Genomic DNA, 12,218 nt, shown 5'->3' on the forward strand with positions numbered 1-12,218 from the left:
GTTTTCTGTTTATTTATCGAACTATAAAATGGCGGCGACATTTAAATGTTTGTTAATTATCGAAATACGAATTTTTACTTCGGCGGATGTGGATTAAATTTACTGTTCCAAAAACAAATCACGATGCAGAAAATCAGGACAGCGTTGCTTTCTTACGGCATGTCGGGCAAGGTATTTCACGCGCCTTTTCTCAAATTCCATCCCGGATTTGAACTCGCAGGCGCCTGGGAAAGAACGCGCAAAAACATCCGCCAGGATTATCCGAAAGCCAAAAGCTACAACAGTTTTGATGAACTGCTCAACGATGATATCGACCTCGTTATTGTCAATACGCCGGTCGCTACGCATTTCGAATACGCCAAAAAAGCATTGCGCGCAGGGAAACATACTTTGGTTGAAAAAGCATTCACCGCAACCGTAGCCGAAGCCGAAGAACTGCAAAAAATCGCACAAAAGAAAGGCGTAAAACTCGCCGTTTTTCAAAACCGCCGTTGGGATTCAGATTTTAAGACCGTAAAAGATGTTGTCTCGAAAAATCTTCTGGGTGAAATTGTTGAAGCCGAATTCCATTTTGACCGTTACAATCCAAGCTTAAGTCCGAAAGCCCATAAAGAAACCGCCAATAAAGGTGCCGGAATCCTGAAGGACTTACTACCGCATCTAATAGACCAGGCGTTATTCTTATTCGGAATGCCGGTTGCCGTCTTCGCGGATATCAGGACGACGCGCGACAAATCTGTAGTCGACGATTACATCGATATTCTGTTGTATTATGAAACGCTTCGCGTACGATTGAAAGCCGGATTTTTTGTCCGCGAGATGATTCCGTCTTTCGTCGTCCACGGCAAAAACGGCTCGTTCCTCAAACCGCGCGGCGATGTGCAGGAAGACGATTTAAAAGTCGGCAAACGCATCAACCTCAAAACCTGGGCACTGAGCCAAGAAGCAAGGAAGGCCTTCTGCACACCGAATCCGAAGGCAAGATCATCCGCGAATTCCTTCCGACGATGCGTGGCAGCTACTGCGATTTCTTTGAAAAACTCTACGAATCCATCACCGAAAATAAAGTAGAACCTGTAACCGCGCAAGACGGCGTCAACGTCATGAAAATCATCGAGGCAGCAATTAAAAGCAGCAAATCAAAGAAAGCCATCAGCATAAATCAGTAACCACAATCAAAAGAAATCCGCGACCACCTGCGATCATCCGCTGAAATCCGCGTTCCAATTATACACAACATGCAAAAAAGACAACTAGGCGACTCCGACCTCCGGGTTTACCCAATCACCTTCGGCGGCAACGTCTTCGGCTGGACATTAAACGAAAAACAATCCTTCGAAATCCTCAACGGTTTCACCGAAGCAGGCTTCAATTTCATCGACACCGCCGACGTCTACTCGCGTTGGAAACCAGGCAACCAGGGCGGCGAATCAGAAACCATCATCGGCAAATGGATGAAGGAAAAGAAAAACCGACACGACATCATCCTCACCACAAAAGTCGGCTCCGATATGGGCGATGGCAAAAAAGGCCTGAAAAAGAATTATATCCTCAAAGCCGTAGAAGATTCGCTTTTACGCTTGCAAACTGATTACCTCGATTTGTACCAAACGCATTTCGACGACGTTGACACACCGGTTCAGGAAACACTCGAAGCCTACAACCAACTCATTAAGGCAGGAAAAATCCGTTGGATTGGCGCTTCGAATATGTCGGTCGACCGGTTGAAAGAATCGCTTGCGGTAAGCCGCGAGAATAATTTACCAGAATACCAGACATTCCAGCCGCATTACAATTTATGCGAACGCGAAATTTATGAAAATGGCCTCGAACCGGTCTGTCAGGGCCACTTACTTGGCGTTATTCCCTATTATTCTTTAGCGGCGGGTTTCCTTACTGGAAAATACCGCACCGAGGAAGATTTGGGCAAAAGCGTTCGTGGCGGCGGAGCAGCAAAATATTTAAATGAAAAAGGCTTCCGGATACTCGACGCTTTAGATGAAGCGGCAAAGCAATACAACACTACAGATGCAGCTGTTGCATTGGCGTGGCTCATACAACGACCCTCGATTACTGCGCCAATTGTAAGTGCGACCAGCCTTTCGCAACTCGACAGCATCATTGCGGCTCCGGAGTTGAATTTGGATGCCAATACAATCGCACAGCTTACTGCGGCAAGTGCGTGGTAATTGTATAAATTAAAAAGCTTCCGGCTTTTTGAAAACCGGAAGCTTTTTATGAAATTTTAATAATTTTATTTCTTGATAAACTTCATCTGCTTCATACCGAAATTGGTCTGAACATTCACCAGATAAATCCCCGAAGACAAATCGGCAACATTCCATTCTGAAGCCGAATCGCTTTCTTTTACTGTTTGGCCTAACGTGTTGAAAAACGTAGTCTTTTCAATGGTTACGCTTTCAGGCACTTTGAGCTGTAACTTGTCTGAAGCCGGATTTGGGTAGAGTGAAACCGCCTCAAGTTCATAATTTTTCAAATCAAGCACAACATGACTGTTTGCAGAAATGATATCCCATTTCGGATCGAAAGCAGCATCGGTCACCACGAACGGAACAGCCTTCGTGATAACCTGTCCGTTAGATGTATTATCAAGTACCAAATCTACCTGCTCGCCTCCTGCGCCAAAAACCCTTACCGGGACCGGCATTTCAAAAAAACTCACCGAAGGGTGCGATTGTGTCTGGTTGATTGTAAACTGTACCTGGCCTGGCGCAGTATTGTGGGCGATGATGCTATAGGAAGGATATCCCTGATGGTACACCCAATCATCAAAAAACGCTGTAAGGTTTTGTCCGTAAACCGCTTCCAGATGTGCTTTTAATTGTGCGGTCGTCGCGTAACCATAAGCCAATGCCGGGTCATCAAGGTAATTCTTCAAAGCCTGGAAGAACATTGTATCACCCATTTTAAAACGCAGCATATTCAGCACCATTGCACCTTTATAGTAACTTAGCCGACTGTCAAAAATACGGCTTACACTGGTTGCCTGCTGATCGGTCAGGTATACGGCGCCATCTTCCTGGGAGGTTATGAAAGCGGTCATATTGAATTTGTAACCTATGAAATCAGACGGGCCGTCTAATTCACCAATAATCATTGCCGCAAGATAGGTTGCAAAACCTTCGTTAAGCCAGATATCTTTCCACGTCGCACAGGTAACTTTGTCGCCAAACCATTGGTGCGCCAATTCGTGGGCGATGAGATCACGGTCAAAATTATACATAAATGAACAAGTGGTATGCTCCATTCCGCCGCTCCATCCGAATTGCGCGTGGCCGTATTTTTCGTCAGCGTATGGATAGGTCTCAAAAGTCTGCTCATAAAAATTCATGATCGGCAAAGTCTGCGCGAGATTCTCAATGTTGGCGCTCAGGTTTTCAGGGTATACGAAATTGACTATCGGAAATGTATTCGGCGCTGTTCCTGCCTGCTGTGTATAAACGCTGTAATCTGTCACCGCTATCGCAATCAGATAAGCAGCAATCGGGTGGTTGTGCTGCCAGTGCGTGGTTTTGGTATTGTCTGCATTGGTCACGATTTCCATTTGCTTCCCGTTGGAAACGCTGACGTACTCAGATGGCGCCGTGATATACACATCGATATTATTAACTTTATCATTTAGGTCTGTTTACAGGCCACCAATCTCTCGCCCGAAAGGTTCTGAAAGCGTATATAAAACCGGTGTTCCGTCGTGATCGTCTGTGGTAAAAGCTCCCTGTCCGCTGTCAGGTTCACCCGAATAGGAAATCACAACTGTGGCCGAATTTCCGGCGGCCAATCCGCCCGGCAGTGTAATCACCAGTTCATTGTTGTTATTCTGAACAAATGTGAGCGCAACATTGTTTTTGGTAACCGATGCAACCGTCAGGTTATTGGTCAGGTCAAAAGTTACCGTTGTCATTGCAGAAAGTGCTGTAAAAGTCGTAGTCACTTTTCCGGTGATGAAATATTCGTAAGGGTCTATCGTGAATTCAAGTTTGTGGTAAGTAACGTCGTAATTTTGCGTATTGGCATTCGTAACGACAGTCATCGTTTTCGCTGCCGATTTCATTTCAGATTCGGCGATTTTGTATATTCCGTCAGGACGATTTTGTGCCGGCAATGCGGAAATCATCAATAAAAGAAATAACGAATAAATATTTTTCATTATATGCACAATTTTTGCCCAAATATACGATAAAATCCTGCCTGCGGTTGTGATGGTTGCATTTTTAATAATTCTTTAAGCGAAATGCAAATCGCAGGCAATTAAACTTCGGAAAGCCCTTGCAATACAAAACATTTCCTTAAATTTGCTGACTAAAATCGGAAAAAATCCGTTGAAAATATACCGCTCATGTTACAAATCGCATTCATCAGAGAGAACCAGGAAAAAGTAGTAAAGGCTTTGGCAAAGCGAAATATCGACGCTCAGGCTTCGATTGCCGAAATCATTTCGCTTGACGAAAAACGAAGAAGCACGCAGGCAGAACTCGATAATACTTTAGCCGAATCGAACAAATTATCGAAAGATATCGGCGAACTGATGCGGTCAGGCGAAAAAGCAAAAGCTGCAATTCTAAAGGAAAAAACCGTTTCCCTGAAAGAAAGCAGCAAAGAACTCGCTGAAAAACTCGACGTTTTCGCGACAGATTTGACGAATAAGCTGTACACAATCCCGAACCTTCCATACGATTTGGTACCCGAAGGCAAAACGCCCGAAGAAAACCTCAACGTTTTCCAGGAAGGCGAAATCCCGGTTTTGCACGAAGGGGCACAGCCGCATTGGGAACTCGTGAAAAAATATGACATCATTGATTTCGAACTCGGCAATAAAATCACCGGTGCAGGATTTCCGGTTTATAAAGGAAAAGGCGCTAAATTGCAACGCGCACTGATTACCTATTTCCTTGACAAAAATACCGCTGCGGGTTACAACGAATACCAGGTGCCGCATTTGGTCAACGAAGCCTCAGGTTACGGAACCGGGCAATTGCCTGACAAAGAAGGCCAGATGTACCACGACGCGCAGGATAATTTATATCTGATTCCGACTGCCGAAGTTCCGGTTACGAATTTATTCCGCGATGTTATCTTAAATGAAAATGAACTGCCGGTTTTGGCAACGGCCTACACGCCTTGTTTCAGGAGAGAAGCAGGTTCTTACGGCGCACACGTTCGCGGATTGAATCGTCTGCACCAATTCGATAAAGTCGAAATCGTACGCATCGAGCATCCTGAAAAATCTTATGAAGCTTTGGAGGGGATGGTCGAGCACGTAAAAATGTTAATGCAGGAATTGAAATTGCCATATCGAATCTTACGCCTTTGCGGCGGTGACATGGGGTTTGCATCTGCTATGACTTACGACTTCGAAGTATTTTCTACGGCTCATGACTGGTGGCTGGAGATCAGTTCTGTATCGAATTTTGAGACATTCCAATCCAACCGACTAAAATTGCGTTTCCGCGATAAGGATGGGAAAAACCAACTGGCGCATACACTTAACGGAAGTTCATTGGCATTGCCGCGCGTTCTTGCCGGAATCCTTGAAAACTATCAAACGCCGGAAGGCATCGTAATCCCGGAAGTGCTTCGTCCTTATACCGGTTTTGATATCATCAACTAATATTTTAACCGCAAAACAAACAAAGTTTTCAAAGAAAAGCTTCGCGAACTTTGCGTAAAACTTTGCGCCTTTGCGGTAAATTTCACGATGCTTAATCAGCAATGGTTAAAAGAACTTTAATGCATACTTATTTGGTAAACTTATTGTTATATTAGTGCATTGTTATTCCACTCAAAATGAAATTACTCATTTCCTATATTTTGCTGTTTTTGTCAGTCTCGGCGTTCGCCCAGGCCGATCAGCTCGCGCAGAATTATTTCGACAAAGGCGATTTTGAAAAAGCGCTCATCAGTTATGAGGATCTGCTCAGGGACAGCCTTCGAACAGCAATTATTTCCAGAAAGTGGTCGAGTGTTATCAGCAGCTTTCACAATTCCAGAAAGCGGAGACTTTGCTCAACGACCAGTATGCGAAATTCAAACAGGCGAATCTTCTTGTCGAATTGGGTTACAATTACCAATTACAGAAAAATCCAGCGCAGGCTAAAAAATATTACGATTTGTCTTTGGATGAAATCCGGAAAATTCCCGCCAATGTTTATTCCATCGCCGCTACATTTGAAAGACGGGTGATTCCCGACTACGCTTTAAAAGCCTATGAACTCGGGCAATCGCTTGAACCAAAATACAATTTCAATTACCAGATGGGCGTTATTTACGGGCAATTGGGCAATGTCGAAAAGATGATTGACACGTTTTTAGACGAATCGTTCAAAAACCCGCAGAGCTATATCATGATCCAGAACCAACTGGCGAAATTCATGACCGAAGACGAAGAAAGCGAAGCGACTTTCAACACGACACTCAAAAAAGCATTGTTGTTGCGTTCGCAGAAAAGCCATGACATCTTCTGGAACCAATATTTAAGCTGGTTTTATGTGCAGCAGAAAGATTACGGAAAGGCTTTCATCCAGGAAAAAGCGATCTACAAACGCAATCCCGAAACATTTGCCAACATCGTTAATCTTGCGCAATTAGCGATGGATGAAGGCGATGATGAAACCGCACGGGATATTTTTTCTTATGTGCTTGAAAATACGCAGGACGCCGAACTGCAAATCCGCGCGCATACTTTTTTAATGTCGATGAAAATCCAAAAGGCGACTGAAAAAGATTTTCCGGCGATTAAAACAGAACTCGATGCGTTATTGGCGCAATTCGGAATCAACCCGTTTTCACTGCCGCTGCAAATCCTCGAAGCGCATTTCGTTACCTTCAACATGAACAATCCGGAATTGGGAAAAACCATGCTGAAAGCCGCACTCGACATCAACATCAACAAGTACCAGGCTGCCGATGTGAAGATGGAACTCGCCGATATTTTATTGTTTGAGCAAAAATTCAACCAGGGCACTGATTTATTATTCTCAGATTGAAGACGATTTGAAAAATGACGAAGTCGGTCACGAAGCAAGTCTGAAATCAGCAAAAACGAGTTATTTCAAAGGCGATTTTGATTGGGCGCAGAAACAATTCAAAGAACTGAAATCAGCTTCAACACAACTGATTGCGAATGATGCGCTCGAATATTTCCTTTTAATCAGCGACAATACCGTTTCAGATTCTACACAAACCGATTTGAAGAAATTCGCGCGTGCCGATTACCTTTTGTACCAGAATAAAATTCCGGATGCACTGGCAGCATTTCTTCAGGTTTTAAAAGAACATAAAACCGACGAAATCCGGGATGTGACGTTGTTGCGACTCGGTAAAATCTACGAAAAACAAGGCGATTTTACTTCCGCATTAGCGCAATACCAAACCATCATCGACAAATTTGCCGAAGGTATTTACATAGACGAAGCGCTATATTTTTCTGCGGAAATCTATAACAAACAGCTCAAGGATGCTGAAAAAGCCAAGGCTTTGTATGAAAAAGTCATATTCGCCCACGAAGACAGTATTTATTTTATCAATGCGCGACAGCAATACCGGAAATTGCGCGGCGATACCAATCTTTAAAATTCCAATTTATAAATACCAAATTTCAATCATCAGAATCAGTCAAGCTGAAATCTGAAATCTGAAATCTGAAATCTGAAATCTGAAATCAATGATCGTATACAACGTAACCACCAATATTGACGAGTCAATCCACACCAAATGGCTGCAATGGATGCAGGGCAAACACATCAACGACGTTCTGGCAACGGGTAAATTTACTTCAGCAAGGCTTGTAAAAGTGCTCGTTGACGAAGAAATGGGCGGACACACTTATGCCGTGCAATACACCACAGATTCAAAGGAAACTTTAGAGCGTTATTACGAAGAAGATGCGCCGAGATTGCGTGAAGAAGGCCTTCGGTTGTTTGCCGATAAGATGCTCGCATTCCGCACGGAGCTTGAAGTGATGAGTGATTATTTCAGTGTGGAATGATTTAGACTTCTTAGACACTTAGATTCTTAGACTTCTTAGATTTTGCGAAAAAAAAGCATTTGAAATTCTTGAAATCGAAAACCATTGTGTGCAAAGTCTAAGAAGTCTAAAATCTAACCATCCAAAAATCCCTAAAGACAATCCAAATGGACAACGTAAAAGCCAAAAAACACCTCGGCCAGCATTTCTTAAAAGATGAAAGCATCGCGCAGGCCATTGCCGACACTTTAAATCTCGAAGGTTACGACGACGTGCTTGAAATCGGTCTGGGAATGGGCGTCCTTACAAAATATCTGCTCGAAAAACCAACGACGACTTACGTCATTGAAATCGACACGGAATCTGTAGAATACCTGAACGCACATTATCCGAAATTACACGGGAAAATCATCTCGCAGGATTTCCTGAAATACAATATCAATGAAGTTTTCGATGGAAAACAATTCGCCATAATCGGTAATTTCCCTTACAACATTTCAACACAGATTGTTTTTCGTATGCTTGATTTTCGCAACCAGATTCCCGAATTTGCGGGCATGTTCCAGAAGAAGTCGCCGAAAGGATTTGCGAAAAGAAAGGCACGAAGGCATATGGAATATTGTCAGTCTTAGTGCAGGCATTCTACGACGCCGAATATTTATTCACCGTCGATGAAAACGTCTTCAATCCGCCGCCGAAAGTAAAATCTGGAGTTTTGCGCCTCCGCCGAAAGGCAGATTTTTCATTGCCGTGTCCCGAAAAATTGTTTTTTACAGTCGTGAAAACCGCCTTCCAGCAGCGCAGGAAAACTTTACGTAACAGTTTAAAAACGCTAAATTTATCGGATAATTTAAGAGAAGATGTTATCTTTGACAAACGTTCGGAACAGCTGGATTATTCAGAATTTATCGCACTTACTCAAAAAATAGCCGCCGATGGAGTTTAAAATCAGCAAGGAATTTATCAGCCAGATCGAGCAGTATATCGAAAGTAAAAACGACGTTGAACTCGAAGTTTTGCTCAACGATATGCACCATGCCGATATCGCTGAAATCCTTGATGAACTCGATTTTGACGAAGCGACTTATATCTTTAAGGTTTTAGACAGCGAAAAAACCGCGGAAATCCTTCTCGAACTTGACGAAGATTTGCGTGAAAATATCCTCCGCAGGCTTACGCCGAAAGAAATCGCCGAAGAACTTGATGAACTCGAAACCAATGACGCGGCAGATATCATCGCCGAACTTTCGCAAAGCAAGAAAGAAGAAGTAATTTCTGAATTGCAGGATGTCGAGCACGCCAAAGACATCGTTGATTTATTGCGCTATGACGAAGATACCGCTGGCGGAATCATGCACAAGGAACTCGTGAAAGTCAATGAAAACTGGAGCGTCCTGACCTGCGTAAAAGAAATGCGCATCCAGGCTGAAAATATTTCGCGCGTACATTCGATTTATGTTGTTGATGATGAAGATCGTTTGAAGGGACGTCTTTCGCTCAAGGATTTACTGACGACCTCGACCAAGACACAAATCAGTGAAATTTACATCCGGAATTAAATTCCGTTAAAGTTGATGATGAAGACGTTGAAGCTGGCCCGGATCATGCAGAAATATGACCTCGAAGCCATTCCGGTCGTGGATGAAATGGGGAGACTCGTAGGACGAATCACCATCGACGATATCGTAGATGTAATCAAGGACGAAGCCGATAAAGATTACCAACTCGCCGCGGGTATCACCCAGGACGTTGAAGCGACCGACAGCGTTCTTGAACTCACCAAAGCGCGTCTTCCGTGGCTTTTGATGGGAATGGTCATTGAGCTCGTTGCGTCTTTTGTATTGAAAAACAACGAAGCTGCTTTCGACAAATACAAAACACTGATTATTTTCGTGCCGCTATTATCGGCAACTGCGGGAAATATCGGCGTTCAGGCATCGGCGATTGTTGTTCAGGGGTTGGCCAACGGCACTTTAAAGGAATTCAACCGCAATTATATCAGCAAAGAATTAAGCGTTGCTTTAATTTCGGGCACAATTATTTCACTTTTTCTGCTGATTTACCACGCCATTATGTATGGTGAATACCTCGTCGGATTTGCCATTTCGATTTCAATTATCGTCGTGATTTTATTTGCGGCGGCTTTGGGAACGCTGGTCCACTCTTCCTGAATAAACGAAAAATAGATCCCGCCATCGCAACCGTACCGTTTATCACCACGACAAATGATGTTTTCGGTATTATTTTGTACTTTGCCATCGCAAGGCTAATTTTAGGCTTTTAAAATCCATTATCATGAAAATACACATCATCGGCGGCGGAAATCTCGGCGTGGCGATAGCATTGGGACTTTCGCAATTTGCAGCCGACAGGAAAATTACAGTGACGCGGCGCAATACCTCCGGAATTCAATATCTGGAACAAAAAGGAATCACCGTCAATTCAGACAACAAGCACAATATTCAGGAGGCTGATATCATTATTTTGACCGTAAAACCTTATCAGGTTGATACTGTTCTGGATGAAATTTTGCCTGCAATTTCCAATAAAATCATTGCTTCAGCCGTTAGCGGACTCACGCTCGAAGCGCTTCAGGCGAAAATTGGCGAACAACATGCTGCCGTCAGGATCATGCCGAATATCGCCGCAGAATTTGCCGCATCTGCCACCTGTATCGCTTTCGCGGAAAAACATAAAACCGAGGCACAAAAGGTCATTTCGCTTTTCAGCGATTTGGGAACCGTTCCTGTGATTGATGAAAAACTGATGGATGCCGCGACAGTTTTAGGCGCTTGCGGAACAGCGTATGCATTGCGTTACATCCGTGCGTCGATGCAGGCCGGAATTGAAATCGGCTTTGACTCGCAGACAGCTTTGGCAATTGCAGCACAAACCGTCATGGGCGCTGCGCAGATGGTCATGAAAGAAAATACGCATCCTGAACAATTAATCGACAAAGTAACAACGCCGCAAGGCTGCACCATCGTCGGGTTGAATGAAATGGAACACCAGGGATTCAGTTCTTCTTTGATAAAAGGAATTAAGACCTCTTTGCAGAAAATTAAGGGATAACTTTAAATTTAACCGCAAAGAACGCAAAGTTTTTCGCAAAGTTCGCGAAGCTGTTCTTTGAACGTTTTACGAAAAACTTAGCGCCTTTGCGGTAAAAAAACAGAAATGGCAATAAAAATCCTCCACCTCGACAGCAATCACCCTTTATTATTACAACAATTAAAGGACGTCGGTTTTGAAAACCACGAAGATTTCACTTCTTCAAAATCAGAAGTCGAAGCCAAAATTCACGAATACCAAGGCATCATTATCCGAAGCCGCTTTAAAATCGACCGCAAATTTTTAGACAATGCCGTAGGTTTGCAGTTCATAGCGCGCGTTGGTGCCGGATTGGAAAGTATCGATGTCGATCTCGCCAACAAAAGGCGCATTGAACTCATTGCCGCACCTGAAGGCAACAGAAATGCCGTCGGTGAACATGCGCTGGCGATGCTGCTTTCGCTTTTCAATAACTTAAATAAAGCAGACCGCGAAATCAGATCAGGACAATGGAACCGCGAAAAAAACCGTGGCCATGAACTCGACGGAAAAACTGTCGGTCTCATCGGATATGGGAATATGGGAAAATCCTTCGCTAAAAAACTACGCGGATTTGATGTGGAAGTTTTGTGTTATGACATCCTTGAAAATGTTAGCGATGCGAATGCCAAACAGGTTTCTCTTGCCGAATTACAGCAAAAATCTGATGTGCTGAGTTTACATATCCCATGGACTCCCGAAACAGATAAAATGGTCAATGCAGATTTTATCAATGCGTTTTCAAAACCATTTTGGCTCATCAATACTTCCCGCGGGAAAAATGTTTTAACTAATGATTTGGTTGATGCCTTAAAATCCGGAAAAGTTCTTGGCGCCGGACTTGACGTTCTTGAATATGAAAAACTATCGTTTGAAAATTTATTTACCGACGGAGCAACGCCGAAAGCATTTCAATATTTATTAAATGCCGAAAACGTACTGCTTACACCCCACATTGCAGGCTGGACATTCGAAAGCCATGAAAAACTCGCGCAGGTAATCGTCGATAAGATTAAAGCAGTTTATTCTGAAACGCCTGAAAATACTATCAAAGAAAAACGCGTTACCGGGATTGGCGGCGTTTTCTTCAAATCGAAAAACCCCAAAGAACTCGTGGCGTGGTACGGTAAACATCTCGGATTAA

General features: G+C 43.5%; 10 protein-coding genes and 3 pseudogenes. 11 read left to right on the forward strand and 2 right to left on the reverse strand.

Annotated elements, in window-relative coordinates:
* The first annotated feature begins 123 nt into the window (after positions 1–123).
* From ACSLFW_RS02020 to ACSLFW_RS02030, 3 genes are all read left to right on the forward strand, one after another.
* A complete protein-coding gene (locus ACSLFW_RS02020) occupies positions 124–1,071 on the forward strand; it encodes a Gfo/Idh/MocA family protein (protein WP_436554426.1) in 948 nt (315 codons plus the stop codon).
* Positions 1,008–1,169: a Gfo/Idh/MocA family oxidoreductase gene (locus tag ACSLFW_RS02025; protein ID WP_436554427.1), complete on the forward strand. Its 162-nt coding sequence runs from the start codon at positions 1,008–1,010 to the stop codon at positions 1,167–1,169. The genes ACSLFW_RS02020 and ACSLFW_RS02025 overlap by 64 nt, the downstream gene beginning before the upstream one ends.
* 69 nt (positions 1,170–1,238) lie before the next feature.
* Positions 1,239–2,189 carry an aldo/keto reductase gene (locus ACSLFW_RS02030; RefSeq protein ID WP_436554428.1) on the forward strand — a complete coding sequence of 317 codons (951 nt, stop codon included), beginning with the start codon at positions 1,239–1,241 and terminating at the stop codon, positions 2,187–2,189.
* 65 nt (positions 2,190–2,254) lie between these two features.
* On the opposite strand, the gene ACSLFW_RS02035 is transcribed toward ACSLFW_RS02030, so the two are convergent.
* Positions 2,255–3,616 carry a M1 family aminopeptidase gene (locus ACSLFW_RS02035; RefSeq protein WP_436554429.1) on the reverse strand — a complete coding sequence of 454 codons (1,362 nt, stop codon included), beginning with the start codon at positions 3,614–3,616 and terminating at the stop codon, positions 2,255–2,257.
* A 33-nt stretch (positions 3,617–3,649) separates the two neighbouring features.
* Entirely contained in the window at positions 3,650–4,168 is a 519-nt protein-coding gene (locus tag ACSLFW_RS02040; protein ID WP_436554430.1) for a hypothetical protein, read from the reverse strand.
* Between the two features lie 189 nt (positions 4,169–4,357).
* On the opposite strand from ACSLFW_RS02040, the gene serS reads away from it, so the two are divergent.
* The 8 genes and pseudogenes from serS to ACSLFW_RS02080 all read left to right on the forward strand — a co-directional run.
* Positions 4,358–5,629 (forward strand): serine--tRNA ligase, encoded by a 1,272-nt coding sequence (gene serS / locus ACSLFW_RS02045; RefSeq protein ID WP_436554431.1) that lies wholly within the window; start codon positions 4,358–4,360, stop codon positions 5,627–5,629.
* Positions 5,630–5,972: 343 nt separating this feature from the next.
* On the forward strand, positions 5,973–7,004 hold the full coding sequence (locus tag ACSLFW_RS02050; RefSeq protein ID WP_436554432.1) for a tetratricopeptide repeat protein: 1,032 nt from the start codon (positions 5,973–5,975) through the stop codon (positions 7,002–7,004).
* Entirely contained in the window at positions 6,958–7,590 is a 633-nt protein-coding gene (locus tag ACSLFW_RS02055) for a tetratricopeptide repeat protein (RefSeq protein ID WP_436554433.1), read from the forward strand. Before ACSLFW_RS02050 ends, ACSLFW_RS02055 begins: the two co-directional genes overlap by 47 nt.
* A gap of 91 nt (positions 7,591–7,681) precedes the next feature.
* On the forward strand, positions 7,682–8,005 hold the full coding sequence (locus tag ACSLFW_RS02060) for a DUF4286 family protein (protein ID WP_436554434.1): 324 nt from the start codon (positions 7,682–7,684) through the stop codon (positions 8,003–8,005).
* A gap of 146 nt (positions 8,006–8,151) precedes the next feature.
* Positions 8,152–8,930: pseudogene (rsmA, locus tag ACSLFW_RS02065) on the forward strand (16S rRNA (adenine(1518)-N(6)/adenine(1519)-N(6))-dimethyltransferase RsmA).
* A pseudogene (mgtE, locus tag ACSLFW_RS02070) lies at positions 8,920–10,268 on the forward strand (magnesium transporter). Before rsmA ends, mgtE begins: the two co-directional pseudogenes overlap by 11 nt.
* Before the next feature lie 11 nt (positions 10,269–10,279).
* Entirely contained in the window at positions 10,280–11,056 is a 777-nt protein-coding gene (proC, locus tag ACSLFW_RS02075) for a pyrroline-5-carboxylate reductase (RefSeq protein WP_436554435.1), read from the forward strand.
* 105 nt (positions 11,057–11,161) lie between these two features.
* Positions 11,162–12,106 (forward strand): annotated as a pseudogene (locus ACSLFW_RS02080) (2-hydroxyacid dehydrogenase); the annotation flags it as partial.
* Positions 12,107–12,218 lie beyond the last annotated feature (112 nt).

This window comes from Flavobacterium sp. 3HN19-14, from assembly GCF_051373205.1.
In the GTDB taxonomy this organism is placed as follows: Bacteria; Bacteroidota; Bacteroidia; order Flavobacteriales; family Flavobacteriaceae; genus Flavobacterium.